Below are 25,305 nucleotides of genomic sequence, written 5' to 3'. Positions count from 1 at the left end.
TGACGCCTGCTGCAATGTTCGATAAGGCAGTCAAGAAACGTGCCATGTCGCACGCAAGTACCAGCCGATGTATCAGGCCTCGGCCTTGAACAGCAGGCTGCGCATTTCCGACAAGCTTTCCGCCAGTTTCAGCGCATCCTCCGAAGGAATCTGGCGAATGACCTCACCCGATTCCGAATCGGTCACCTGCACCACGACCCGGCCACTGCTGTCGTCAACGTCAAAGTTCAGGTTGCGGCGAATGCTCTGGACGAACTCCTGGATGCTGGAGGCGGCGGCTTCTACCGGCTCGCGCTCTTCGGCCTCGGACTTTTTCCGTGCCTGCTCGGAAACCTTCTCGGGGCTTTCCTTCTCCGCTGGCCCGCGAACCTGCGCATTGCCGGCCGGAGTGGCATTCACGCCCTTCCCCGTCAGGTTGACTATTCCGATATCCATTGTGCTCACCTCACAAATGGCAAGAAGGGGGGAAGCGCCAAGCACTTCCCCCCGCGTTCAACGCCTTGCCTCGTCCGGGCCTTAGCCCAGGAGGCTGAGGACCGCCTGCGGCAGCTGGTTGGCCTGGGCCAGGATCGAGGTACCTGCCTGTTGCAGGATCTGGTTCTTGGTCAGGTTAGCCGTTTCTGCTGCGAAGTCGGTGTCCTGGATACGACCGCGGGCGGCCGATACGTTCTCACCGATGTTCTGCAGGTTCGAGATGGTGTTCTCGAAGCGGTTCTGCACAGCACCGAGGCTGGCGCGCTGGGCGTCGATGGACTGGATGGCCTGGTCGATGATGATCACAGCTTCCTGGGAAGACTTCACCTCTGTCAGGTCGATGTCCTTCACCTGGTTGTCATCGGTCACGGAGGAGATGGCCAGGTTAGCACCGGTACCGGCAGCGGTTTCGGCAGCTGCGACGCTGGCGCCCGAAGCGAAGGTCAGGTTCTGGATGTTGCCTTCGGCGGAGCCGGAGGTCAGCGACGAAACCAGGTCGATGTCGCCCGAGTCGTTGACGAAGGCACCTACGCCGATGTTGGCGTCGTTGATGACGGTAGCCAGGGCCTGCACCTGCTCGGCAGCGGTGGCACCGCTGGCGTAAGTGGCGCTGAAGGTACGAGCCTGGCCGCCGGCCATGGTGACGGAGATGGCAATGGCGCCGGAAGCACTGGCCGGAGCGGTGGCAACGGAGCCGGAAGTGACGGAACCGGAACTGAAGGTAGCTTCCAGGGACTCGGTGCTCATCTCGTCGATCTTGACGCTGATGGTTTCGTTGGCGGCGCTGCCCACCTGGAAGGTGGTGGTGCCGAAGGTGCCATCGAGGAGTTTGCGACCACCGAAGGTGGTGGTGTTGGAAATACGATCCAGCTCTTTCTTCAGCTCGGTCACTTCGTCGTTCAGGGCCTTGCGTTCTTCGGTGCTGTTGGAACCGTTGGACGATTGCAGGGCCAGGTCACGCATACGCTGCAGGATGCTGGTGGACTGTTGCAGGGCGCCTTCAGCGGTCTGCGCCATGGAGATACCGTCGTTGGAGTTCTTCACCGCAACGCCGAGGCCGTTGATCTGGCTGCTCAGACGGTTGGCGATCTGCAGGCCGGCGGCGTCGTCCTTGGCGCTGTTGATGCGGGAACCGGTGGACAGACGTTGCAGGGAAGTGTCCAGCGCACGGGAGGAGGTGTTCAGGTTGCGCTGGGTGTTGAGCGAAGCAATGTTCGTGTTGACGGTCAAAGCCATGGTGGTGTCCTCCGAGGACTGCTTGTTTGCCTGAGCTTGCGACCTTGGGTGGGCATCGCCCAGGCACCCGTAAAGTTCGCATTCGTACTTCGTATCGGCGGTGTCGGAGGAAGCTTTAGGGGCGTTCAAAAAAATTTCTTGCCCGAGGCTTGCCACGCCAACGTCCGCCATCCAGTCAGCTTTTCGACCACCCTCCGGAAAACTTTAGGGGGATGCTGACCGATCCGGCAGGATGCCCTGCCCACGTCCGGAAACGACAAGGCCCCGCACATGCGGGGCCTTGACGGCTTCGACGCCAGGAGCTTTAGAGCGAACCGGGCGTCCAGCCCTTGAGCCAGAGCTCAAGGTTGCGACCTTCCAGCATCCAGTCCCGGCGAACCACGGTCTGGAGCTCGTCACCCATGCGGGCAGTGGCATCCAGGTCAGCCAGGTGCATATGGATTGCCTCCACCCAGTCCTTGAAGCGGTTCTTCACGCGGGTCACCGGCAGGTCGCCCTGATAGCAGCGGATGTCACTGCAGATCACCGGGAAACCGCAGGCGCCGTACTCCAGCAGACGCAGGTTGCTCTTGCACTCGTTGAACAGGTTCAACTCGACCGGAGCCAGGGCCAGATCCAGGTTCAAGCGCGCCAGCGCCGCCGGATACTGCTCGATGGCCACACCGGGGTGGAACTCGTGGACGTAGGGGCGCATGGACTCCGGACACATGCCGAAGAAGACCCACTCCACTTGGTTCGCCAACGCTTTCACAACGTCCTCGATCAGTTCCAGGTCGCCGGTATGGCTCGAACCACCCGCCCAGCCCACTCGCGGCTTGGCGGAAACCCGACGCTGGCCCTGCAGCCCCTGCCACCAGCCGACCGGCAGACGGTTCTCGACCACCAGGATGTCATCGTGCATGCCGGCAAAGGCCTCGGCGAGCGGCTCGGTGGATACCACGAAGCGATCGACGAACCCCAGGCCGCGCCGCAGGGACTTGAGGATGTCCTTGGGCATGTGCTGGCGGTGCGCGCTCTTCATGGGCAGGTTCAGCAGATAGTCGTCCAGCTCGTAGACCTTGAATGCCCCGGAGAAAGCCTTCATCCGGCGCATCGCCTCCAGACGCTCGTCGCCGATCTGCCGTTGCAGCACGATAGTGTCCGGCGCATAGCGCTCCAGATCGGTCACGTGCATCAGCCCCATCGACAGCGCACCGTCGACCATCCCTGCCTGTTGCAGGGCCGCGAAGGGCTGCATGACGCGGTAGTGACCACAGCCGAACTGGTCCGCCGGATGGGCCAGCACTGTCGGCAGCGGCTTCCAGGAAGAAAGCGGACGCCAGGACAGCGCGGTGTCGGCCAGTTTGAAGCCGCCTGGCTGGGCCAGCGAGAAGTTGGGGTTGTACGCCGGGTCGCGAGCCAGCACCGGCAACCACCGAGCATAGAAGGCATCCTGCTCATCCCCGGAGGCAACGGGCGTCTCGTCCGCATCGAGCATCAGTTTCGCGCTCGCCGCCCAGACCGTCAGGTAGCCCGCCTGCCGGGCACGCAGGCAAATGTCCGCGTCGACGTAGCGCTCCGGCAGGTCTTCAGCGATTCCGCCAAGGGCCTCGTACAGCTCCCGGGCAATCATCAAGCAGTCCCGGCTCACAGCGCTGTAGTCCTGGTCGACCTGCAGGCGCTGCAGGTAGCCAGGGGCGTTCGGGGATTCGCCTACGAACGGGCGCCCCACCGGCCCTTCCAGGCCGAGTATCAGCCCTGCATGGCGAATCGTGCCATCCGCGGCAAGGAGCTTACCCCCAACCACGCCGACTTCCGGACGCTGGGCGTGATTGACCAACTCGTCCAGCCACTGCTCATCGATCACCGCCGTGTCCGGCGAAAGCATGAGCAGGTATTCGCCCTTCGCCTGGCCGGCCGCCAGATTCAGCGCAGCAGCCACACCGAGTTGCGCAGCAGCAGGCCAGACGGTCCTTAGGCGCGCCTCACCCATGCCTTCGAGAGCCTTCAGCCAGTCCCTGACCTCGCCCGCCGAAGGATCGCTCTCGATCAGCAACAGTTCGTAGTGCGGATAACGGGTCGTTTCCAGCAGGCTTTCCACACAACGTTGCAGTCGCGCCAGATGGCTGCCAGCCAGGACCAGCAACGACACCATCGGCTGCTGCGAGTGCCCGTAGTAGACGCAATACTGCCCCGGCTCACTGGATTCGATCCTGGGTTGCTCGTAGCCCCGCTCCTGTAGATGACGCAGGATCGCCACGCGCTCATCTTCGATGTCGAATACGGCCGGCGCATCGGTGATGAGCAGCGGCTCGGCGATGTGTCCGAGCCCGGCAAGTCCGCCAGAGCCGATCAGCCGCAAAATCATGTCCAGCTCCACCGCCCGTGGGAGCCCCGCATCGAAACCGCCGGCCTCGAGCAGCACATCCCGACGGAACAACCAGTGATGGGCCATGCCCGCCGGGAAGCTGAGCAGGTAGTCGAGGTTGAATGCCGGTCGGAAGGCGGCGCCCAGATCGCCATTCGCCTGACGGTACATCTGGTCGCAATACACAGCCCGGCAATCGGGCGCCGTCAGCAATTCCAGGCACGCCATCAGCAGACCGTTGGGCGTTAGCTCCTCGCCGGCGTTGACTAGGACGAGCCAGTCGAAATCGGCGGTCTGCAGCGCCTGGTTGAGCGGCATCACCCAGGCATCCGGAGATATCTCGACGATCCGACCGCAGAAGCCGTCCGCAGCCGATTGCGCAACGGTCAGCAGCAACGGCTGAATATTGCAATAGGTCAGGCGCGACGGATTGAGGGACGCCAGGGTGGCAGCCAGCGCCGCTTTGTCGCCCTTGAGGTCGAGCATCACGACCCCGACGGAAGGTCCCTCGCCGCAATGGGCCAGGCGTTCCTCCACTAAGCGCTGTTGGACGGTAGTCAGCGAACGCTTCGTCAGCCAGTCCTGAAGACGAACTCCCGTCCCTAATCCCCCTATCCGCCGCAGCATCTCGTCCCGACCAGCACGCACCGCAACGCTGCCGCCATCGGAATGGCGCGAGTAGAGTTCGCGATACAGTGCCGGATAGTCCTTTAATGCCTGCTCCGAGCGACGGGCCGGCTCAACCTGGCGCATCCGCACTTCGACCGTTTCACTACGAACGTGCCGAAACGTCGTGCGCGCCGCAAGCCGCATCAAGAAGTCCCAATCTTCCAGCCCCGCCAAAGATTCATCGAAATCACCAACTGCGAGAGCAAGCGACCGCGGACAAGCGAAGGTATTAATCGGAATGTAGTTATTGACTAGCAAGCGCTCTTTGGAATAGCCGTGATGAGCGTATCGTTGCTCACGAGCCAGCTCGATCCGCCTGCCTCCGTCGATAGTCTCGGTGATGAAAACCGCATCGGTGTACACAACAGTCTCGGGATGGGTTCCAATCGCCTGGACCAGTTCCTTCAAATGGTTCGGGAGGAACAGATCGTCGTCATCCAAGTACACGACATATTCGCCACGAGCAAGGCGCAATGCCGCATTGCGGGCAGCGGCCGGACCTCGGTTACGCCCCTGACGGATGTAGGTTATGGGGAAGTCATAGCCGGTGAGTATGGACTCAACCGGCTCACCATTGTCGTTGACCAGAATCACCTCAAAATCGGTGAATCGCTGTGCAGCGAGGCTATCCAATGCATCACGCAGGAGGTTGGCGCGGTTGAAAGTGGTCAGCACCACCGAAAAGTAAGGAGAGGAAGACTTCTGTCCAGCGCTCTTCCCTCCTAACTGAATCATGAAATGCGCAGACCCACAGGAAGGGGAAAGTTGGAGGACCTCGTTGACCTTGTTTGACCACTCATCCTTGCTCTCCAGCAGCAGGCCGGCAGCACGGATGATTTCCTCGGAAGCAAAGCACTCGGTGTTCCTGAAGACGACAGAGGCCCACGCAAGTCCGCTGTCCACGCTGTCAATGCGCGAGTCGAAAGGCAGGGCGCGGGCCTGCACCTCATATCCACTGCGTAAAACCTTGATCAGGAAATCCCACAGCCCGCCGCCAAGGACCATTGCCGGTGAGTAGCCGCCCACTTTGACGAAAGTCGACTTTCGACACAGTACGGCCCCGGCTTGTGCGCCGATCGACCAATCGAAGGATGCGTGCGCACCCGCCCAATCGCCCTTTGTGAAACAGATTGCGGCAGTGTCCTCATTCCGGTCGAGGTGCTCTCGGGCCGACACGAGTTGCCGCATGTCCGGTACAAAGCCTGGTTCAGCAAGCAGGAGATGCTGGCAGGACGCGCCTTTGACCTCTTCGCTTATCGAAGCCAAGCCTTCATGAGTGCACCCGTTCAAGAACAGCGTGTCGCCAGCAGTGTCCGATATCTCGCGCCACGTTTCATCGCCAACTACCGCTTCGCCCGAGGAAGGCACTGCGACGACCATCAGGGCATTCCCGTCCGTGGGAACACCGGCTGCTGCGGTTCCTTCCAGCTTGTCGAGCACAGATGTCAGGCGCTGCTGGATATGCGCATAGACGGAGCTGTCGTATTGCGCCATGCGTATACGCAGATATCCTGCAACGTTCGCTGCAGCGGAAGCATGATCACGTAGCAGTTCGTCCGCATATCTTTCCAAAATGAAAAGATGCGTATAGAGCGGTTCCAAGGAACCATAGAAATTCGTACGCGAGTACTGGCTATCATGCGATCGATAACAGGACCCTGGGGCCACTTCGAATGCAAAGTCCTTGTACTTCAGTGCAAGTCTGACAAACAGTTCCCAGTCTGCCCCACCCCACGCGTCAATATTTAAATAAAGATCACTCGCTATCTTTTCGCGATCAAATACAACCCCGCACAATGTCACATAGCAATCATAGGCAAGCAGATCTACGAACTCGCTCCTCCCCCCCTGATACGAAGTCTTGGCATACCCCGGATGCTTCTGCGCACCCTGCAGATCTCCGGCGGCGTCCATAAGCATGATGGGTGAATAGGCAAGCACACAGGATGGGTTCTCCTGCAATGATCCGACGAGGCGGGAAAAGTGCCCAGGCAACAGACAGTCATCCGCACTGACGATAGACAGGTAACGCCCGGTACCGGCCTGGAAGGCCAGGCTGAAATTCAGGCATACACCAATATTCTGCTCATGCTGAATCAACCGAACCCGCTCATCCTTCAGGTACTCAGAAACGATCTCGACCGTGTCATCCGTCGAGTTGTTGTCCAGGATGAGCAACTCAAAATCTGAGAAGTCCTGATCCAGAATGCTTTCAACACATCGAGATATGTATCTCGAATAGTTGTAGGAGGTCACAACCACCGTCAACATCGGCTGCTGCATAGCACACCCATCAATTATTTAATAAACGCAGAACTTCAAATTCGCTTCAGGTAGCCATCCGGCGCGACGGTTATCAACAACTTCGCCTCGAGATCTCTGTCGATAACAAACTCGTCGCTTTCCTTGAGGAATTCGTGAACCGCCGTCTTTGGGTTGTTTCCAAGGCTCCAGGGCCTACCCTCGGCGATCAGCGACGCGGGCAAGTCCTCTACCACCGTATCCATCACAACGCAGTACCCGCCCTTGCAGACCAGAGGGGCGTACGCGCGCAGCTCTGCCAGAACGTGGTCATGGGAATGGTTGGAGTCGAGCACCACTATTGCCCGTTTGCCTTTCGCGAGCTCTTGCACCTGCGCGATCACGTTCGGGTCGATGGAGGAGCCCTCGATCAACCGCAAGCGGCGATTCATTGGATGTTCTTCGATGGCTTTGCGGTTATGTGCACGGATCTCGATGTCGATGCCAATGACTTCGCCATGCCCCATCAGCTCGAGCAGGGACGCGTAGTAGAGGACCGATCCCCCGTGTGCCACGCCGGTCTCGATGATCAGGTCCGGACGGGTGGCCCAGACGATCTCCTGCATCGCCATCATGTCCTGGGGAAACTGGATGATCGGCCGCCCCATCCACTTAAAGTTGTAGACATAGCGGTGAGGTGAAGTCTCACGCAGCCAGATGCGCGACAGCGCCTGAACATCTCGGTCAGCCTTGAGGCCCTCGATCTGAGTCTGCATATCTGAATCGAACGGGTCAGTCGCGTTCATGCAGGAAGTCTCTCCGGAAAATGATGTTGAAAACCATGCTCTACCAGCAGCCGGCAAGATCAAGCCTTCAAGATGGCCTGGCTCATACCAGGGTACCGACGCCGTGAATTAGTCCGGCGGCAACGCCCCGTGATACCAACCCCTTGCGAATTTCCTCGAAGAACGTGGTGGACCCGACGAAGAAAGCGCAATGCTCGCCGGGGACGATGTTCTGCGGCGAGCGGATGGGGCGTGCATAGCCATCGATGAATTTGTCGTGCCAGCTTGGGTTGGAGTCGAACAGGTCGTGTTCACCAAAATCGCCCACCGTGGCCAAGTAAGGAATGCAGCGCAACGGTGCGTAGTAGCCGCAACGACCATCGAAGTTCGAATACAGCCCCGCGAATGCCTCGATTCTCTGCTGTGCACGCTCGAAATAGCCATCACAAACGGGCCGCCCCTCTTCCGACTGGAAAGAACCGGCTCCCTTGCGTGCTACGACATGGAACGTATTGCCATAGGAGCCCCTGTCGATTCGCACCTCGTTGAATCCGGCCGCCCGCAGGATTCGACCAATGGATGTTTCCGTGAACATATTGACGTGCTGGTGCTCCAGCATCGAGATGTCGCCGACCATGATCGACTGCGTCGAGTTGGTCGTCGCAAAAGCGAAGGTACCCCCAGGCACCAGAGCCTTGCAGACATTCCGGGAAAACTCGACCACAGCCCCTACGTGCTCGAAGACGTCGTTGCAGAAAACGAAATCCGCGTGCAACCCCATAGCATCCACATCAAAAAACTGGTTGATCAATTCGAAACCTAGGCGCTTGCTCCACCGCAACGAATATTCGGAGGGATCAATACCGGTAACCTGCCAGCCACGTTGACGCATGAACTCGATGCTGAAGCCCGCTCCGCAGCCAATCTCAAAGATTTTCTTCGGCTGGGCCGCTTGAACCGACTCCAGGAAGAACGCATTCACGCTCGCCCCATAGGTATCGATCTGCCCGGACTCGGGGTTGATGAAACCGATGTTGGCATCCTGCCGATAAGCAAGATCCAGACCGGCCTGCTCCGTGGCCGTCAGTGCGAGCTCCAAGTAGTCGAACTCAGCGTTCAACTTTAGGCGTACCGGCATGCGCGGCTCTATGCCGGGAACGGAAACACTGCGATCACTGAGCCGCCAGTAAAACGGCATCGAAGCGATCTCAAGGCAGTTTTTGTGAGCAATCCAGTGCGGCTGCATGCGCGGCTCCAATAGTCTGATGGGAGAAGAACACGCCCTTGTCAGTGCGTGTGCCGGTGAAGTGGAGCACCTGGAACCCCGACCGATCGCTGAGTCGCCGGGTCAGCTCATCCAGCCTGGCGGCATTGGCCAGGCTCGGCGTGGCAACCCGAAGTCGACGTGGCAGCACATAGCTATCGAGCACAATGATTTCGGGCAGCACTGATTGCAGTTCACCGGTCAGTTGCTCCAGCGACGGAGGCTGCCCGATCTCATGTACCACCTCGACGGCCATAATCCCATCAAGGTGAGGCGCATGCTGGAAGTTGTAAGCGCCATAGTTGACTATGCGGCTGGCCGCCAACTCGCTTGCATGGCACAGCACGTAGTAAATCGGCATCGTCAGCGGTTCGACCCTGAAATACAGGATCGACAATTCGACGCTGTCGAGACTCTCCATCACGGCAGGGTCCAGCGCGGCTAGCGGACCGGCCAGGATGCAGGCATCGAAATGCTCGTGCAGCGCCTGACCATCGCAAATCAGCACATCGTCCTCCAGACACACATCACAACCCAGCTCGACGGTAACGCCACACCCCTGCAAGTAATCCAGCGCACGAACGGAAAGGTCATGGCCGGCGGAGCTGAAGAACAACGCTCTGCGACCGCCGTAAACCTCCCCGGCTGGCTGAGCCTGCAAGGGGTTCCCGATCACGGCGTCCAGCCATGGATCCTGCTTCAGAGAATCGGTTTCCGACTTATCACACAGGACGATCCGCCGCAGGTCAAAGAAGCAGTGGAGTGCTCCGGGAGCTAGCGCTTCTGCTGGCCGTTTCCAGAGCTTTTCGAGAATGGGGGCGACCACCCGTTGCGCCGCAACGGTCCCGAAGCGCGCGCACAGTTCGCTGATAGCACTGTCGCCACTACCCTGCTGCTGTCGCTTCAGGATCTGTTGACGTATCTGTTCCCGCTCGGGCAGACCACGGACATCGGGATAGATGCTGTTGGGATTGAGTCCCCCCCAATTGAACGAAGAGCCGATATCCACCTCCACGCCGCGCTTCTCGATGAATACGTCGGCGCCGAACATCTCGACCAGCAGGTCTCGCTGCGCATCCCCAACGTAGAGAACGTGCATACCCAGCTCGCAAACACCGAAGGGGGTATCCACTGACGTGTACAGCCCCCCGAGGGTTCGCCCTTTTTCAAGCAGGGTGACATTCCAGCCCAACTTCCTCAGCTGGGCTGCGGCCACTAGGCCGCCTATCGAAGCTCCGATGATCACGGCACTGGGCATAGTCAGTCTCCGTAAACCAGATAGCTGAGGTGCGGGCAGATTGGGTCGCGTAGCAGCCGGATTTCGTCCGGACTGAACACCTCGTACAGGGCCCGGGTCTCGCCCGGCCAGTTGGCTTGATTGAGTTCCTCGAAGGCCAACACGCTGCCTTTTTGCAGTCGCGGCTTGATCTGCGACAGCAACTCCAACGTCGGCTGATAGAGTCCCAGGCCGAAATTGGCCATGGCCACGATCGTTTCGGGATGCTCCTGCAAGTACTGCGCGAGCCCCTCTGCGGCATCGCCCGGAATCACGAAAGCGTTTTTCACATGGCCAAGCGGACGGTTCAGGTCGTGTAACTCGAGGCCGCGAAGTATCTCTGCCATACCCTGCGAGAACGCCATGCCGCCCTGGCATTTCAGAGCGATGTCTTCACCGCCGTGATCTTTCTCTCCCAGCATCGAGAAGCCATTGAACGAGTCGAAGCCAATGAATTTCCGGTTGTGGTTGTAGGGCTCATAAATCGCGTTGAGTTGCAGCCAAGTGAAGAACGACGCGCCGCGATGGATGCCGAAATCCAACACCGAGCCGTGCAAAGACAAGATACGTTTGTAGATTTCGACGCGCGCCAGCATGTAACTGAACGACTGACGCGGCATGAAGCGCGCCATGGCATGCGCCTTCTCGGTGAAGGTGCCGGAGCTCTGCTCGAAATAATCGCCAACTTCAGCGAAGTATCGTTTTTCGCCGTCGAGGTAATTGCGTGGGTTGGATTGATCCATGGCAGTTCCTTAAATGCTGATAACCAGCCAGCGACAGCGGCAGACGACTGATTCGACCCAAGACGACAGGCGACCAGGGCGGCCCGGCGACGAAACTCCCAGAACGGGCTGGCAGGCTCTTCCCTTGTATGCGGAACCGTCTTCACGCTGCTTGTTCATGCTTGACATCACCCAGCGACCTGAGCTTCCCGCCAGCCTTTAACGCCCGATGCGATGAAACTCCGACCTTCCCGCCCACAATTGGCCACCAGATCGAGGATGGTGACATAGGGGGTAAAGGGCGCGAATTTCTGCAGGTATTCGTGCTTGCGGTAATCCATGTAACAGACTTCGATACCGGCCTGTTCGCAGGCTGGGTGATCGAGATAGTTCAACGCCCCCATACCGGTCACGTAGCGGCTTCCGCCCAGGTGGCTCACCAGCCTTTGGATCAGCTCGCTCTTACGCCCCGGTAACCCGAGCTGCGAGGAGCGATGCAGCCGCTTTCCCTCCAGCAGGTCGAAGTAGCGAGCCACCGCCTGCATGCCGTCGATCAGCATCTCGCAGAAACTCAGCTCGCGGCGCAGCAGCACCGACTCAGCGAGGCCCATGGCGTCCTGCAGGTACGGCGTTCCCGCCATTGACAGCGCCAGGCTGCGCAGATGCTTGTCGCGCCAACCGCCCTCTTCCGAGCATTCCAGGTCGCATATGCGCGCATCGCGGCTGTGCTGGCGCAGCGGGACAGTCAGCCAACTGCTGCCGGTCGGCGTCTTGTACTGCACGCGATTGATGAAGCCGCGGGCGAACTGCACGTCATCGAAGAACACGAAGTCATCGGCCAGCCGCCATTGCTCGAACAACCCCACCCAGGGGAAGTACATCGGCTGGGAAATCACCACGGTGCTCACCGGCCAGCCTCGCGGTGCAGGGACTCGATGACCGCGCAAACCCGATCGATCTCCACCTCGGACATGTCGTGGAAGCTGGGCAGGTTGACGGCCCGTGCAGCGATGCTGGCCGCATTGCCGCCGTCGGGTTTCCGGTAGCCCTCGAACATCGGCAGGTCCGACAGCGGGTAGAAGAACACCCGCGCGTCGATATTGTCCTCGGCGAAGCGCGCCAGTAGCCGTTCGCGCGAGACACCAAGCTCGGCAGCGAACACCACGGTGGGCATCCAGGCGCCGATGCGGGTTCCGGCTGGCTCCGGGTTGAGGCTGAGGCCGGCGAGACCTTCAAGGCGGTGTCGATAGGCCGTGAGAATCCCGCGCTTGCGCTCGATCAGTTCGTCGATCCGCTCGACCTGGGCACACCCCAGGGCCGCTTGCAGGTTGGAAATCTTGTACTTGAAGCCCAGCAAGTCGGGCCAGAACTGGCGCGTCTGGCCACGCACACGGCCGTGGTTGGACAGGCTCAGCACACGCTCGTACAGCTCATCATCATTAGTGACGAACATGCCGCCTTCGCCGGTCGTCATGGTCTTGGTGCCATGGAAGGAGAACGCCCCGAAACGCCCCAGGCTGCCGGCACGATGCCCCTGGTATTGGGCGCCGATGGCCTCGGCCGCGTCCTCCACCACCGGGATGCCGTGGCGCTCACCGAGGGCCAGCAGCGCTTCCATGTCACAGAGGTTGCCGTACAGGTGCACGGCAATGATCGCCTTGGTTCGCGGCGTGATGGCAGCTTCGACTCGAGCCGGATCCAGGCACCAGGAGTCCTCGAGGATGTCGACGAATACCGGCGTCGCCCCCAGGTGCACGACCGGCGCGACTGAGGCGATCCAGTTGGTATCCGCCAGGATGACCTCGTCGCCGGCACCGACACCCAGCGCCGCCAGGCCCATATGCAGGGCGCCAGTGCAGCTCGACGTGGCGATGGCGTGCTTCACGCCCAAGTGAGATTTGAAGGCAGCCTCGAAGCGCTCGATGTACTCGTAGCAGCGCGGCCCCCAGCCATTGCGGGCAGCATCGGTCACGTACTGCACCTCCAACTCGGAGATGGACGGCCGGGTGTACTGGATACGCGGGTTCATTTGACCTCCAACGTCGGTACGGCCGTGACGAAACGCCCGCCCCACTGGCGAATGCGTTCGTTCTGCCGCATCACCTCATCCGCGATGTTCCACGGCAGGATCAACAGCAGGTCGGGCCGCACGTCGTCCAGCTCCTCTGGGGAGCAGATCGGCACATGGCTGCCTGGCAGGTACTTGCCCTGCTTCGACGGCGCAGCGTCGAACACCCAGGGCAGCAGGTCGGGCTTGACCCCGGCGTAGTTGAGGATGGTGTTGCCCTTGGCTGCGGCACCATAGGCGGCGACTCGTCGCCCTGCCCGCTTCTGCTCCAGCAGAAAGCCGAGCAGATCGTCCTTCACCCGATCCGCCCTGGCCTGGAAACCGCTGTAGATCGCCAGGTCACGCAAGCCGGCGCTCGCCTCTGCCCGCAGTACGGCATCCACTGCCGCCGAGCAGGGGCGCTCGTCCTCCTGGTGGCAGGCGAAGATTCGCAGGCTGCCGCCATGGGTGGTCAACGCCTCGACGTCGTGTACTCGCAGGCCGGCGGCCGTCAGGATGCGCTCGACGCTGTAGAGCGACAGGTAGGAGAAATGTTCGTGGTAGACGGTGTCGAACTGCACCAGTTCGACCAGCCGCAACAGGTGCGGAAACTCCAGGGTCAGGGTGCCACCGGGCTTGAGCACGGCCTTGAGGCCACGGGAGAAATCGTTGATGTCCGGCACGTGGGCGAACACGTTGTTGCCGATCAGCAGGTCCGCCTGACGACCGTCCTCCGCCAGGCGCCGGCCCAGGGCCTCGCCGAAGAATTCGCGCAGCACCGGAATGCCGAGACGTTCGGCCGCGTCAGCGGTGCTCGCAGTGGGCTCGACACCCAGACAGGGAATGCCCGCCGCAACGAAGTTCTTCAACAGGTAGCCGTCATTGGAAGCGACCTCGATCACCAGGCTGTCCGCGCCCAGTCCGAGACTTTCATGCATACGCTCGGCATAGCGGCGTGCGTGCTCCAGCCAACTGCTGGAGGTGGAGGAGAAATAGGCGTACTCGGCATCGAACAGCTCGCCGGCCTCGGCATAGTCTTCGGTCTGCACCAGCCAGCACTGGTCGCAGACCCACAGGCGCAACGGGAAATAGCGCTCGGGCCGGGCAAGGTCGGCAGCGGTCAGGTAGGCATTGGACGGCGGCGCATGACCAAGGTCCAGAAATGGGTGCTGCAGCGCGGTATGGCAATGCCGACAGTTCATGGGGCCAGTCCGATGAAGTCCGGGGTGAGGAAAGAATGTTGGCGATCACGTTGCGACAGGTCGCGCGCCTCCAACGGCCAGGCGATCGCCAGTGCGGGGTCATCGTGGCGCAGACCGCCCTCGGCGTCGGGGCGGTAGAACTCGGTGTGCAGATACAGCAGCTCGCTGTCGGTCTCCAGTACCTGGAAGCCGTGGGCACACCCTTCCGGAATCACCAGCATGCGCTGGTTCTCAGCGCTCAGTTCCTCCGCATGCCAGCGCAGGAAGCTGGGCGACCCACGGCGCAGATCGACGACCACGTCCCACACTCGGCCGCGCGTACAGCGCACCAGCTTCATCTCGGCATGGGGAAAATGCTGGAAATGCAACCCACGCACGGCACCGACGGCGCAGGTGCGGGACTGGTTGATCTGCACGATGCGTCGCTCGCCCAGCAAGGGCGCCAGGCTGTCAGCACAGAACAGGCGGGTGAAGGCGCCACGCTCATCACGATGCGAAGGACAGTCGACGCGCACCAGGCCGTCGATGGGCGTAGTGGCCAGGTTCAAGCCCATACACACTCCGCCTGGCGCGCCGCCTCGCCGAAGCGTTTCAGTTGTTCGAAAGTGGCTGGCCCCTCGCCGGCGAGGTCGCGGCGATACCAGTCAGCGGTTATTTCCAGGGCAGTCTCCAGCGCCCAGACCGGCGTCCAGCGCAGGCGCGCCCGCGCCTTGGCGCTGTCCAGGTAGAGCAGTTGGGCCTCGTGCAGGCCATCACTGGACGTGGCACGCCAACCCAGGGCCGGCCAGTGCCGCTGCAGCGCATCGAGCACTTGCGCCACCGGTCGGTTGGCCTCGGGTGAAGGACCGAAGTTCCAGGCCTCGGCGCAGGCACGATCACCCTCCAGCAGGCGCTGGCCGAGCAAGAGGTAGCCGGAGAGACACTCCAGCACGTGCTGCCAGGGCCGGGTGGCCGAAGGGGAACGGATTTCCAGCTCGCGGCCCGCTTGAACGGCACGTACCAGATCGGGAATCAGGCGATCTTCCGCCCAGTCACCACCACCGATGACGTTGCCGGCCCGCGCGGTGGCCAGCAGCGGGCCCCGTTCCTGCCAGAAGGACTTGCGGTAGCTGTCGCAGAGCAACTCCGTAGCAGCCTTGGAGGCGCTGTAGGGATCGTACCCGGCCAGCCCGTCAGACTCACGATAGCCCCAGGACCACTCATGGTTCTCGTAGACCTTGTCGGTGGTCACCACCAGCACGGCCTCGACGCCTTCTACCTGGCGGCAGGCTTCCAGCACGTTGGCGGTCCCCATGACGTTGCTGGACCAGGCAAGCAGCGGGTCGCGGTAAGACGGCCGGACCAAGGACTGGGCAGCCAGGTGAAACACGATTTCGGGACGCTGGGCCGCGACTACTCCGCGCAGGAATTCGGCGTCGCGGATGTCGCCGCGCAGGTCTGTTACCGGCAGTTGCAGCGCTGTCCAGTGGCGGGCGTCGCCATCAGCCTCCACAGGCAGGGATACGCCAGTCACCTCGGCCCCCAGTTCGACCAGCCAGGCGGTCAGCCAACTGCCCTTGAAGCCGGTATGCCCGGTAACCAGGACCCGGCGCCCGCGATAACGCTCGGCGAATTGGCCCATTACCAGACCTTCCAGGGCGCGCGGCCGCCGTACCAGAGGTCGTTCAACTGATTCTTGTCGCGCAAGGTATCCATGGCCTGCCAGAAGCCGCGATGGCGGAATGCCATGAGCTTGTCATCGGCCGCCAGCTGCATCAAGGGCGCCCCTTCCCAACTGCTCTGGTCGCCGTCGATATAGTCGATGACCGAGGGATCGAGCACGAAGAAGCCACCATTGATCCAGGAGCCATCACCGGCAGGCTTCTCCTGGAAGCTGCCGACCCGCTCCTCATCCAGGCCCAGCGCGCCGTAACGCCCCGGCGGCTGGATGGCGGTCACGGTGGCCGGCTTGCCGTGGGAATGATGGAAATCCACCAGCGCGCCAATGTCGATGTCCGCCACGCCGTCGCCGTAGGTGAAGCAGAACGGCTCGTCGCCGAGATGCTCGCGGACGCGACGCAGGCGGCCACCGGTCAGGGTCTCTTCCCCGGTGTCGACCAGCGTCACCCGCCAGGGCTCGACGTAGCGCTGATGGACTTCCATGGTGTTCTTCGACATGTCGAAGGTGACATCGGACATGTGCAGGAAGTAGTTGGCGAAGTACTCCTTGATCACGTAGCCCTTGTAGCCCAGGCAGATGACGAAATCCTGGATGCCGTAATGGGAGTAGATCTTCATGATGTGCCAGAGGATTGGCTTGCCGCCGATCTCGATCATCGGCTTGGGCTTGAGGTGGGACTCCTCGCTGATGCGAGTGCCCAGGCCTCCGGCAAGAATGACCGCCTTCATCACTACCCCCTTGGGGCCAGGGGAGCGTGCTCTCCCTGGCGTACCGACCTGTCAATTAGTCGGCATGCTGTTGTTCGATGCCCAGGTTCTGCAATAAGCAGGCCACCCGGCCGAGAGGCTTTCGCCGGAGTGGATATCCTGGGGGATCGATCAGGCCGGGAGACGACCGATAGAGTGGTAGCGCAGGCCGTAGCGCTGCATCACGCGGGGATCGTAGAGGTTGCGCCCGTCGAAGATCAGGGCGTCTCTGAGGGTATTGCGGATCAGGTCGAAATCCGGCGCCTTGAAGCTCTGCCAGTCGGTGACGATGGCCAGCGCATCGGCCCCTTCAAGCGCTTCTTCCTTGCTGTCCAGCAAGACCAGGTCAGGCCGCTCGCCGTAGAGGCGACGGCATTCCGGCATTGCCTCCGGGTCGTAGGCGCGAACCTGCGCGCCGGCCCGCCAGAGCTGCTCCAGCAAGGTCCGGCTCGGCGCTTCGCGCATATCCCCGGTGTTGGCCTTGAAGGCAAGGCCCCACAGGGCAATGACCCGGCCGCGCAGATCGCCGCCGTAGTAGTGGTGAATGCTTTCGCCGACCTTGCGTTTCTGCCGCTCGTTGACCGTGGCCACCGCATGCAGGATCGCTGGCTCGTGGCCGGCGGTTTTTGCCGATGCCTTCAGCGCGCTCACATCCTTCGGGAAGCAGGCGCCGCCGTAGCCGCAGCCAGGGTAGATGAAGTCGTAGCCGATGCGCGGATCGGCGCCAATGCCACGGCGCACCGCTTCGATATCGGCACCGAAGAGTTCGGAAAGCCCCGCCATCTCATTCATGAAAGATATCTTGGTGGCCAGGAAGCAGTTGGCCGCGTACTTGGTCAGCTCGGCGCTGCGCCGATCCATGACCATGATCTTTTCGCGATTGCGGTTGAACGGGTTGTAGAGCTCCTGGAGCAGTTCGATGCTGGCGGGCTCGCTGGAACCGATGATGATCCGGTCGGGCCGCTGGCAATCGCTCACCGCCGCGCCCTGCTTGAGGAACTCGGGATTGGACACCACGTCGATGTGCAGTTCGCGACGACCACGCTCGGCAAGGACCTGGCTCATCAAGGCCTGCAGTTCGTCGGCGGTGCCCACCGGCACGGTGGACTTGTTGATGACGACCTGGTCGTTTCCGGTGACGCTGGCAATGCCCCTGGCCACCTCGAACACCTGGCTGAGGTCCGCCTGCCCTTCGGCATCGGATGGCGTGCCGACGGCGATGAACTGCACCCGGGCATGGCGAACGGCGTCCTCCAGCGAGCCGGAGAAGCGCAGGCGCCCCGCCTGGACATTGGACTGCACCATACCCGTCAGGCCGGGCTCGAAGATCGGCACCTCGCCACGCTCGAGCATCGCCCGCTTGCCGGCATCGCTTTCAATGCACAGCACGTTGTGGCCAACGTTGGCCAGCACGGCAGCCTGCACCAGGCCGACGTAACCCGCCCCGAAAACACCGATATTCATTCCCGCTCCCCAAGGCTCCGGCGGCGTGCCAATCAGCCCAGCTTATTGAACAGCGTCAGCGACGCGATCTTCACGTAACTCTGCTGCGACGCTTCCAGGATGATCGACTGGAACGACAGCCGCGACAGGGCCTCGGCATAGTCCAGCTCGCGCAGGTCAGCCTGCACGGCCTTGTTCACCAGGGTCACGTCTTCGTTGTCAGTCAGGGTGGACTCCACCACGTTCAGGCGAGCGCCGATGCCACCGCGCACCGAGTCGACCACGGTCATGCCGTTGTCCAGGTTGGTCAGGGCCTCAGCCACGGAATCCCGGACCTGCAGGCTGCCGGCCGGCGTGTCGGGGGCGTTGTCCAGGGTCATGCGCAGGTTCGCGATGGTGTCGAGGATGCCCTGTTTCTGCTGGCTGGCCTGGGGAGTGACTTCGATGGTTTCCCCGCCAACCGGCAGGCCGTCGAACTTGATATTGACGCCCCGGAACACCACCTGGTCGGCGGTGGTGTCATCACTGTCGATGGCACCGCTGCCGAGCACCGGGGTGGTCGTACCCAGTTCGAAAATCTCGTAGCTGTTGGCGTCCGGGTTGCCGAACACGATCTCCACACCCGCATTGGGAAATGGCGGATTGCCGGAAAACGCGACCTCGTCCTGCACCAACGGCGCCGAGGGGCTCAGGGTGGAGCCGGCAGGGCTGTTGGTCAGGGCGCTGTCCAGGCGGCCGGCGTTGATCACGTTCTCGAAGATGGCCTTGCCGTTGTCACTGATGGCCACTTGCAGCGAGCTGGCGATCTGCAGCTTGCGCTGGCCTTCGTCGCCCTCATAGCTGTAGCTGCCATCGGCGTTGCGCACGAAGGGTTGGGTCTTGCCCTGGAAGCCGGAGAAGATGTACTCGCCGCGTGCGTTGCGGGTGTTCATCAGGCTCAGCAACTCATCTTCCCGTTCGCGCAGTTCAGCGGCGATGGACTTGCGGTCCGCAGCGCTGAGGGCGCCATTGCCCGCTTCCCCGGCCAGCTCGCGCACGCGCTGGAGCACCGTGTTGACCGACTCCAGGGTGGCCTCCTCCTGGGTCAGGCTGTTCTTGGCCGCCGTCAGGTTGGAGCTGTACTGCTCGAGGATGCCCTGCTGCTGGTCGAGTTGCAGCAGGCGCACCGACGCCACCGGGTCATCCGCGGGGGTCAGGATGCGATTGCCGGTGCTGATCTGCTCTTGGGTACGGGTCACATTGGCGTAGTTCCGCTGCAGCCCCATCACGCCGTTATTGAATTGCTGGATGGTAGAAATTCGCATGGCCGGGTCCGTCAGCGGAAGGTGTTCATCAGGGTATCGAACAGGCTGCGCGCAACTTGAATCACCTGCGACGAAGCGTTGTAGTACTGCTCGAACTTGATCAGGTTGCCCGCCTCTTCATCGAGGCTGACAGCGGACAGGGAATCCCGGTTGTCGGTGGCCTGTTTGAGGATCGCCGCACTGGCTTCGCTGTCCACCCGCGCCTGGGCAGTGAGGGTGCCAACGCGCTCGACCAGGTCGCCGTAGCCGTCGGTGAAGCTCGAACCGGTGCCATTGACCAGGGCATCGACACCAACGGCAGCCTTGGTCTGCAGGTCCGCCAGCTTCAGCGCGTTGCGGTTGTCGGAGACGCCATTGGCGCTGACGGCAAGGCTGAAGCTGTCGCCAGTCTCCGCCCGACCGCTGAAGCTCTGCTTGATCTCGAACGACTGGGTCGTCGGCGGCGTGCCGGTGGTCACCGAAACCGTGTAGCTCAGTTCGTTGGTCTGCCCCGGCGTCACGTTCAGGGTTCCGGAAGCCGGCTGGCTGATGGTCACCCCAGCCGGCAGGCCGGAAAACGACAGGGTGCCGCTGGGCGAGCCTGCGGTGTAGTCCAGGGTGATCGAGGAAATCGCCGCCAGGTGTGCCTGGCTCATGGGCTTGAGCACGTTACTGATGGACGGCTGACCAATGGCGCCAGTGCCCTTGTTCTGCAGGTTGGCTTCCGAATGCAGCGGCGCAGCGAAGGCCAACTGGTCCGCCTGGTCCAGCACGGCCTTCATGTCCAGCGCACCGGAGCGGGTCGGCTGGAGGATGAACTTGTCGCCGGTGGTGGGCGGCGGCGTGCCCAGGGCAATCTGGAAGCCCTGATCGCGTCCCGCGCTGTCCTTGATGGTCAGCGTGCCGGACGGAGTGCTGTCGGTAACCACCATCTCCTGGTTGTCGCTCAGGCGGCGCACCGTGTAGGGCGGCGTGGCCGTGGCGTCGTATTCCATCTGGTAGTCGCTGGTGGAAAGCAGACTGGTGTTGGTGATGTTCAAGGCCGGCTGGGCATTGCTGTTGCCGGAGAACGCCTTGACCCGCAGCGCCGCCAACGCCGGATCGTTGTAGTCACCGAACAGCGCCGTACCCACTTGCCCTTTCAGGTCCAGGCCTTGGCCCAGTTGGGTGTTGACCTGTTCGGTGATGGCGAGGGCCAGACGGCCCACCGAGTTGAGACTGGCGTCGAGGGTCTCCTCGCGGTAGCGGACCAGGCCACCCAACTCGCCGCCGCTGAGCAAGGTGGTGACGCCCTGGCGCGAGTCGCCGCTGACAAATTCCAGCTCGAAACGGGTCGGGTCGCCTTTGCCGGGGACGGCCTCCAGGCGGTTCGCCGTGCTACCCACCACCAGCGGCTGGCCGGTACCGACGAAGATGCTCTGGGTGCCGTCGCTTTGCGGCACCACGCTGACGCCCACATAGGTGGACAGCTGGCGGATGGCTTCCTCGCGGGCGTCCATCAGGTCGTTCGGTTCCTTGCCGTTGGCCGAGGCGACGGCAATCGCGTCGTTCAGGCTGGCGATGGACCCGGCCAGGCGGTTGACCTGGTCAGTGACGGAAGACAGTTGCTTGTTCAGCGATTCGTTCTGCGCCGCCAGCCTGTCGTAGATGGTGTTGAAACGTCGCGCCAGGCCCTCGGCCTCGGACAGCACCAACTGCCGCGCCGGAATGTTCGCAGGGTCCTCCGCTGCCGTCTGCATGGCGGCGAAAAAGCTCTTCAGCGACGGGCTGATGCCGGTGGTCGTACCGGACAGCAGCGAATCGAGCTGGTCGATCTGACTCTTGTAGGCATCCACGTCACTGCTGAGTGAGGTGGTGTTGCGCAGCTGCGCGGTGAGGAATTCGCTGTAGCTGCGACGGATATCCGTCAGGCTCACGCCACTGCCGATGTAGCCCGAACCGGAGAACTGCGGCAGCGTGGTCGCCTGGGCCGCACTCTGGCGCGTGAAACCGGGGGTGTTGACGTTGGCGATGTTGTGACCGGTGACGGTCAACTGGCTCTGGCTGACGCGCAGCCCGGACAAGCCAATGTTCAGTAAGTCAGCCATGACTCAGCCTCATATCCTGGTGGTCGTGCCGTCGACGGCGGCAACGGCCTGGTAGATCTGCATGCCGCGAGCGATCTGGGTGATCTTGCGGGCGTACTGGGGGTCGGTGGCGTAGCCGGCCTTCTGCAGCTCGCGCACGAACTGCTCCGGCTTCTCCGCGGAATCCAGCGCTTGCTGGTAGCGGTCGTTGTTCTGCAGGAAGCTCACATAGTCGTTGAAGCTCTGCTCGAAGGAGTTGTAGGAGCGGAACGACGCCGCTTCCTTCACCGCCTTGCCGCCTTTGTACTCGGTGGTCATGACCCGCGCCGACTCGCCGTCCCAGCTCTTGTGGGCCTTGATGCCGAACAGGTTGTGACTGCTGGTGCCATCGCCCTCGCGGATGATCGACTTGCCCCAGCCGGTTTCCAGCGCGGCCTGTGCCACCAGGTAGCGGGGGTCGACGCCGATGCGCTCGGCGGCCTTCTCGGCCATCGGCAGCAGCGTTTCAATGAACTCGTTGCGCGAGGCGAACACACGCTTGCCGGCGGACTTGGTGGAATCGACGCCGGCCACCGACTCGCGCTCCGGCGCGGCGTAGGTCTTGGCCGGGGTCCAATCCTTGCCGGCCAGCGATGTGCCAGCGACCTGCTCGGGCGACGGCACGATGCCGGCCACCTGACGGTCACTCAGCCTGCTCGGCAGAGATAGCCGACGCTGGTTGAGCAGCCTGGAGTCATCACGCGCGGGGGCGCTGGCCTCTTCGGTCTTCGCCACCGGCTTGCTGCCCTGTGCCGGCCAGTTGGCCTGAACACCGGACTGGACCTGGGCGAAGGGGTTCGGACGATCCGAGTGGCGGGTCTTGGACAACTGACGGGTCAGCACATCGGCCAGGCCCACACCGCCCTGCTTGGACAGGGTCACGGCCAACTGTTGGTCGTGCATCTCCTGGTAGGTCTTGGTCTCGTTGCTGTTCAGGTAGTTGCCTTCGGAGAAGGCCTCACCGGCCTGACGCATGGACTTCATCATTTCGTTGAGGAACAGCGACTCGAACTCCTGGGCCACCTTGCGGATGTTGCCCTCGCTGTCGCGATCCTTGCCGGTCTTGAGTTGGCTGAGCCGGTTCAGGTCGGTGTAGGCGCCGCTGTCCAGCCTGGAGCCGGTGGCGAGACCTGCGGAGAGTTTCGAGTTCATCGCCATGCCCTTAAATCACGATCAGGTCGGCTTGCAGGGCACCGGCCTGCTTGAGCGCTTCGAGGATGGCCATCAGGTCGGACGGGGCCGCCCCCACCTGGTTGACCGCACGCACGATCTCGTCGAGCGTGGTACCGGGGCCGAACTTGAACATCGGCTTGGCCTCTTCCTCGGCATTGACCCTGGACCGCGGCACGACCGCGGTCTGGCCGCCGGAGAAGGCTTCCGGCTGGCTGACGATGGGGTCTTCGGTGATGGTGACGGTGAGGCTGCCGTGGGTCACGGCGGCCGGCTGAACCCGCACGTTCTGGCCAATGACGATGGTGCCGGTGCGCGAATTGATGATGACCTTGGCCACGGCCTGGCCGGCCTCGACCTCCAGGTTCTCGATCACCGAGAGGTAGTCCACGCGCTGGCTCGGGTCCAGCGGCGCACTGACGCGCACGGAGCCGCCATCGATGGCCTGGGCTACGCCTGGGCCAAGCAGTTCGTTGAGCTTGTCGACGATGTTCTTCGCGGTGGTGAAGTCCGGGCGATTGAGGTTCAGGGTCAGGGTATTGCCCTGCTCGAAACCGCTCGGCACCGGGCGCTCGACGGTGGCGCCGGAGGGAATGCGGCCGGACGAGGGAACGTTGACCGTAATCTTCGAACCGTCGCTGCCTTCGGCGTCGAACCCGCCCACCACCAGGTTGCCCTGGGCGATGGCGTAGACATTGCCGTCGATGCCCTTGAGGGGGGCCATCAACAGGCTGCCGCCACGCAGGCTCTTGGCGTTGCCGATGGAGGAAATGGTGACGTCGATGGTCTGGCCCGGTTTGGCGAAGGGCGGCAGGTCGGCGTGGATGGACACCGCCGCGACGTTCTTCAGCTGTACGTTGCCGACGTTGGCCGGCACCTTGATGCCGAATTGCGCCAGCATGTTGTTGAAGGTCTGCAGGGTGAAGGGCGTCTGGGTGGTCTGGTCACCCGTGCCATTCAGGCCCACCACCAGGCCGTAGCCGATGAGCTGGTTGTTACGCACGCCCTGGATGCTCGCCAGGTCCTTCAGGCGTTCGGCCTGAACGGTGCCGGCGGCAATCAGCAGGCAGAGGGCTGATATCAGTCGCTTCATGGTCAGCCTCATCAGAACGGGAACAGCGGGCTGATGAAGAACCGATCGAACCAGCCGGGCTGACTGGCATCAGCGAAGGCGCCAGTGCCGGAATAGGTGATACGCGCATCCGCCACGCGGTTGGACGGCACGGTGTTATCGGTACCGATATCGTCAGCGCGGACCATCCCGGCGATGCGCACCAGTTCGTCTCCGGTGTTCAGGGTCAGCCACTTCTCGCCGCGTACCGCGAGGATGCCGTTGGGCAGCACTTCCGAGACGGTGACGGTGATGGAGCCGGACAGGCTGTTGCTCTGCCCTGCCTTGGAGTCACCCTTGGTATCGCGGGTGGCGTTGTACTCCGCGTCCAGGGACAGGCGCGCGGCGTCCAGCGGATTGAGGCCGCCATTGGGGTTATTCACCGAGACGCCGCCGCCGAACAGGGACGTCAGGCCGATGTTGGCGTTGCTGTCCTTCTGGATCTGCGAGTTGGCGTTCTTGCTGGCCTGGGTGCGCTCGTTGAGGGTGATGGTGATGATGTCACCCACGCGGTAGGCCTTGCGGTCGTCGTAGAGGTTGGTCTCGAAGCCGGCCTGGTAGATGGCGCCGTTGGTCTGCGCCGCCGGTAATGGCGTGCGCGGCAGTACGGGCGCGTAGTACGGATCGTTCGGCCGCGGAGCCGGCTGCACACAGCCCTGGATAAAGGCGATACCGAGCAGCGGGAGAAGAATGATCAGCCGGTTCATGGCGACTACCTCAAGGCGTTACAGGTTCTGCGTGACGAAAGCGAGCATCTGGTCAGCGGTGGAGATGACCTTGGAGTTCATCTCGTAGGCGCGCTGGGTGGTGATCATGTTCACCAGCTCCTCGACCACGCTGACGTTGGAGTTTTCCAGGGTGTTCTGCTGCACGGTCCCGAGACCGGTGAGGCCCGGAGTGCCGACCTGCGGCGCGCCGCTGGAAGCGGTCTCCAGGAACAGGTTGTTGCCGATGGCCTGGAGGCCGGCCGGATTGACGAAGTCGGCGGTCTGGATGTTGCCGATCACCTGGGCGGCAGGGTTGCCGGCGGTGGTGACGGAAACGGTGCCGTCCTCACCCACGGTGAAGGTCTGCACATCGGTGGGGAGCACGATGGCCGGCTCCAGGGCAAACCCCTGGGAGGTGACCAGTTGGCCGTCGGAGTTCAGGTGGAAGCTGCCGTCGCGGGTGTAGCCGACGGTGCCGTCCGGCATCAGGATCTGAAAGAAGCCGCGCCCGTTGACCGCCATGTCCAGGGGTTGTTCGGTGGTTTGCAGGCTGCCCTGGGTGAAGATCTTCTGGGTGCCGGCGATGCGCACACCCGTACCCAGTTGCAGACCGGTAGGCAGCTCGCTGTCCTGGCTGGTCTGGCCGCCCGGCTGGCGACGGATCTGGTACAGCAGGTCCTCGAACTCGGCGCGGTCGCGTTTGAACCCCGTGGTCGACACGTTCGCCAGGTTGTTGGAAATGGTGGTCATGTTCATGTCCTGGGCGGACAGGCCGGTCTTGCTGACCCAGAGTGCCGGAAGCATCTATCTCTCCTCG

The 25,305-nt window shown here is 62.4% G+C and carries 20 protein-coding genes; all 20 read right to left on the bottom strand.

All coding sequences use genetic code 11. The features are described from left to right. Positions 1-72: 72 nt before the first annotated feature. The 20 genes from G559_RS0101445 to flgG all read right to left on the bottom strand — a co-directional run bounded on the left by G559_RS0101445 (position 73) and on the right by flgG (position 25,292). Positions 73-435: a flagellar protein FlaG gene (locus tag G559_RS0101445; protein ID WP_028626536.1), complete on the bottom strand. Its 363-nt coding sequence runs from the start codon at positions 433-435 to the stop codon at positions 73-75. Between the two features lie 81 nt (positions 436-516). Next, positions 517-1,710, bottom strand: a complete 1,194-nt coding sequence (locus tag G559_RS0101440; protein ID WP_028626535.1) for a flagellin — start codon at positions 1,708-1,710, stop codon at positions 517-519. A gap of 304 nt (positions 1,711-2,014) precedes the next feature. Then, on the bottom strand, positions 2,015-7,009 hold the full coding sequence (locus G559_RS0101435; RefSeq protein ID WP_081667877.1) for a glycosyltransferase: 4,995 nt from the start codon (positions 7,007-7,009) through the stop codon (positions 2,015-2,017). A gap of 35 nt (positions 7,010-7,044) precedes the next feature. Then, the gene (locus G559_RS0101420) at positions 7,045-7,773 is read right to left on the bottom strand and encodes a cephalosporin hydroxylase family protein (protein ID WP_028626531.1); all 729 of its coding nucleotides are present in this window, start codon (positions 7,771-7,773) and stop codon (positions 7,045-7,047) included. An 82-nt stretch (positions 7,774-7,855) separates the two neighbouring features. Beyond that, positions 7,856-8,998 (bottom strand): class I SAM-dependent methyltransferase, encoded by a 1,143-nt coding sequence (locus tag G559_RS0101415; RefSeq protein WP_081667875.1) that lies wholly within the window; start codon positions 8,996-8,998, stop codon positions 7,856-7,858. Next, positions 8,961-10,274, bottom strand: coding sequence for an NAD(P)/FAD-dependent oxidoreductase (locus G559_RS0101410; RefSeq protein WP_028626529.1), 1,314 nt, complete (start codon positions 10,272-10,274; stop codon positions 8,961-8,963). The genes G559_RS0101415 and G559_RS0101410 overlap by 38 nt, the downstream gene beginning before the upstream one ends. A 2-nt stretch (positions 10,275-10,276) precedes the next feature. Continuing rightward, entirely contained in the window at positions 10,277-11,035 is a 759-nt protein-coding gene (locus tag G559_RS30575; RefSeq protein ID WP_051246327.1) for a hypothetical protein, read from the bottom strand. 167 nt (positions 11,036-11,202) lie between these two features. Further along, entirely contained in the window at positions 11,203-11,922 is a 720-nt protein-coding gene (locus G559_RS0101400) for a WbqC family protein (RefSeq protein WP_028626528.1), read from the bottom strand. After that, positions 11,919-13,043, bottom strand: coding sequence for a DegT/DnrJ/EryC1/StrS family aminotransferase (locus G559_RS0101395; protein WP_028626527.1), 1,125 nt, complete (start codon positions 13,041-13,043; stop codon positions 11,919-11,921). The genes G559_RS0101400 and G559_RS0101395 overlap by 4 nt, the downstream gene beginning before the upstream one ends. Next, the gene (locus G559_RS0101390; protein WP_028626526.1) at positions 13,040-14,263 is read right to left on the bottom strand and encodes a class I SAM-dependent methyltransferase; all 1,224 of its coding nucleotides are present in this window, start codon (positions 14,261-14,263) and stop codon (positions 13,040-13,042) included. The genes G559_RS0101395 and G559_RS0101390 overlap by 4 nt, the downstream gene beginning before the upstream one ends. After that, positions 14,260-14,817 carry a dTDP-4-dehydrorhamnose 3,5-epimerase family protein gene (locus G559_RS0101385; protein WP_051246325.1) on the bottom strand — a complete coding sequence of 186 codons (558 nt, stop codon included), beginning with the start codon at positions 14,815-14,817 and terminating at the stop codon, positions 14,260-14,262. Before G559_RS0101385 ends, G559_RS0101390 begins: the two co-directional genes overlap by 4 nt. After that, a complete protein-coding gene (rfbG, locus tag G559_RS0101380; RefSeq protein ID WP_028626524.1) occupies positions 14,808-15,884 on the bottom strand; it encodes a CDP-glucose 4,6-dehydratase in 1,077 nt (358 codons plus the stop codon). The genes G559_RS0101385 and rfbG overlap by 10 nt, the downstream gene beginning before the upstream one ends. Then, on the bottom strand, positions 15,884-16,651 hold the full coding sequence (gene rfbF, locus G559_RS0101375; protein ID WP_028626523.1) for a glucose-1-phosphate cytidylyltransferase: 768 nt from the start codon (positions 16,649-16,651) through the stop codon (positions 15,884-15,886). Before rfbF ends, rfbG begins: the two co-directional genes overlap by 1 nt. Positions 16,652-16,801: 150 nt before the next feature. Next, complete coding sequence (locus tag G559_RS0101370; RefSeq protein WP_028626522.1) at positions 16,802-18,133, bottom strand: UDP-glucose dehydrogenase family protein; 1,332 nt, start codon at positions 18,131-18,133, stop codon at positions 16,802-16,804. A gap of 32 nt (positions 18,134-18,165) precedes the next feature. Beyond that, entirely contained in the window at positions 18,166-19,416 is a 1,251-nt protein-coding gene (gene flgL / locus G559_RS0101365; RefSeq protein ID WP_028626521.1) for a flagellar hook-associated protein FlgL, read from the bottom strand. An 11-nt stretch (positions 19,417-19,427) separates the two neighbouring features. Then, positions 19,428-21,482 carry a flagellar hook-associated protein FlgK gene (flgK, locus tag G559_RS0101360; RefSeq protein WP_028626520.1) on the bottom strand — a complete coding sequence of 685 codons (2,055 nt, stop codon included), beginning with the start codon at positions 21,480-21,482 and terminating at the stop codon, positions 19,428-19,430. A 9-nt stretch (positions 21,483-21,491) separates the two neighbouring features. Next, positions 21,492-22,652 carry a flagellar assembly peptidoglycan hydrolase FlgJ gene (flgJ, locus tag G559_RS0101355; RefSeq protein WP_028626519.1) on the bottom strand — a complete coding sequence of 387 codons (1,161 nt, stop codon included), beginning with the start codon at positions 22,650-22,652 and terminating at the stop codon, positions 21,492-21,494. Positions 22,653-22,662: 10 nt separating this feature from the next. Further along, positions 22,663-23,763 (bottom strand): flagellar basal body P-ring protein FlgI, encoded by a 1,101-nt coding sequence (locus tag G559_RS0101350; protein WP_028626518.1) that lies wholly within the window; start codon positions 23,761-23,763, stop codon positions 22,663-22,665. An 11-nt stretch (positions 23,764-23,774) separates the two neighbouring features. Beyond that, positions 23,775-24,488 carry a flagellar basal body L-ring protein FlgH gene (flgH, locus tag G559_RS0101345; RefSeq protein ID WP_028626517.1) on the bottom strand — a complete coding sequence of 238 codons (714 nt, stop codon included), beginning with the start codon at positions 24,486-24,488 and terminating at the stop codon, positions 23,775-23,777. An 18-nt stretch (positions 24,489-24,506) separates the two neighbouring features. Further along, positions 24,507-25,292, bottom strand: a complete 786-nt coding sequence (flgG, locus tag G559_RS0101340; protein WP_028626516.1) for a flagellar basal-body rod protein FlgG — start codon at positions 25,290-25,292, stop codon at positions 24,507-24,509. Positions 25,293-25,305 lie beyond the last annotated feature (13 nt).

Source organism: Metapseudomonas resinovorans DSM 21078 (assembly GCF_000423545.1).
GTDB classification, from domain to species: domain Bacteria; phylum Pseudomonadota; class Gammaproteobacteria; order Pseudomonadales; family Pseudomonadaceae; genus Metapseudomonas; species Metapseudomonas resinovorans.
Note: the sequence above shows the minus strand (reverse complement) of the source record. Positions and strands in the feature narration are given on the sequence as shown.

What these genes read in the sequence shown, in the direction of transcription:
- G559_RS0101445 (WP_028626536.1), bottom strand. Translation starts at nt 435, where the DNA reads ATGGATATCGGAATAGTCAACCTGACGGGGAAGGGCGTGAATGCCACT.
- G559_RS0101440 (WP_028626535.1), bottom strand. Translation starts at nt 1,710, where the DNA reads ATGGCTTTGACCGTCAACACGAACATTGCTTCGCTCAACACCCAGCGC.
- G559_RS0101435 (WP_081667877.1), bottom strand. Translation starts at nt 7,009, where the DNA reads ATGCAGCAGCCGATGTTGACGGTGGTTGTGACCTCCTACAACTATTCG.
- G559_RS0101420 (WP_028626531.1), bottom strand. Translation starts at nt 7,773, where the DNA reads ATGAACGCGACTGACCCGTTCGATTCAGATATGCAGACTCAGATCGAG.
- G559_RS0101415 (WP_081667875.1), bottom strand. Translation starts at nt 8,998, where the DNA reads ATGCAGCCGCACTGGATTGCTCACAAAAACTGCCTTGAGATCGCTTCG.
- G559_RS0101410 (WP_028626529.1), bottom strand. Translation starts at nt 10,274, where the DNA reads ATGCCCAGTGCCGTGATCATCGGAGCTTCGATAGGCGGCCTAGTGGCC.
- G559_RS30575 (WP_051246327.1), bottom strand. Translation starts at nt 11,035, where the DNA reads ATGGATCAATCCAACCCACGCAATTACCTCGACGGCGAAAAACGATAC.
- G559_RS0101395 (WP_028626527.1), bottom strand. Translation starts at nt 13,043, where the DNA reads ATGAACCCGCGTATCCAGTACACCCGGCCGTCCATCTCCGAGTTGGAG.
- G559_RS0101390 (WP_028626526.1), bottom strand. Translation starts at nt 14,263, where the DNA reads ATGAACTGTCGGCATTGCCATACCGCGCTGCAGCACCCATTTCTGGAC.
- G559_RS0101385 (WP_051246325.1), bottom strand. Translation starts at nt 14,817, where the DNA reads ATGGGCTTGAACCTGGCCACTACGCCCATCGACGGCCTGGTGCGCGTC.
- rfbG (WP_028626524.1), bottom strand. Translation starts at nt 15,884, where the DNA reads ATGGGCCAATTCGCCGAGCGTTATCGCGGGCGCCGGGTCCTGGTTACC.
- rfbF (WP_028626523.1), bottom strand. Translation starts at nt 16,651, where the DNA reads ATGAAGGCGGTCATTCTTGCCGGAGGCCTGGGCACTCGCATCAGCGAG.
- G559_RS0101370 (WP_028626522.1), bottom strand. Translation starts at nt 18,133, where the DNA reads ATGAATATCGGTGTTTTCGGGGCGGGTTACGTCGGCCTGGTGCAGGCT.
- flgL (WP_028626521.1), bottom strand. Translation starts at nt 19,416, where the DNA reads ATGCGAATTTCTACCATCCAGCAATTCAATAACGGCGTGATGGGGCTG.
- flgK (WP_028626520.1), bottom strand. Translation starts at nt 21,482, where the DNA reads ATGGCTGACTTACTGAACATTGGCTTGTCCGGGCTGCGCGTCAGCCAG.
- flgJ (WP_028626519.1), bottom strand. Translation starts at nt 22,652, where the DNA reads ATGAACTCGAAACTCTCCGCAGGTCTCGCCACCGGCTCCAGGCTGGAC.
- G559_RS0101350 (WP_028626518.1), bottom strand. Translation starts at nt 23,763, where the DNA reads ATGAAGCGACTGATATCAGCCCTCTGCCTGCTGATTGCCGCCGGCACC.
- flgH (WP_028626517.1), bottom strand. Translation starts at nt 24,488, where the DNA reads ATGAACCGGCTGATCATTCTTCTCCCGCTGCTCGGTATCGCCTTTATC.
- flgG (WP_028626516.1), bottom strand. Translation starts at nt 25,292, where the DNA reads ATGCTTCCGGCACTCTGGGTCAGCAAGACCGGCCTGTCCGCCCAGGAC.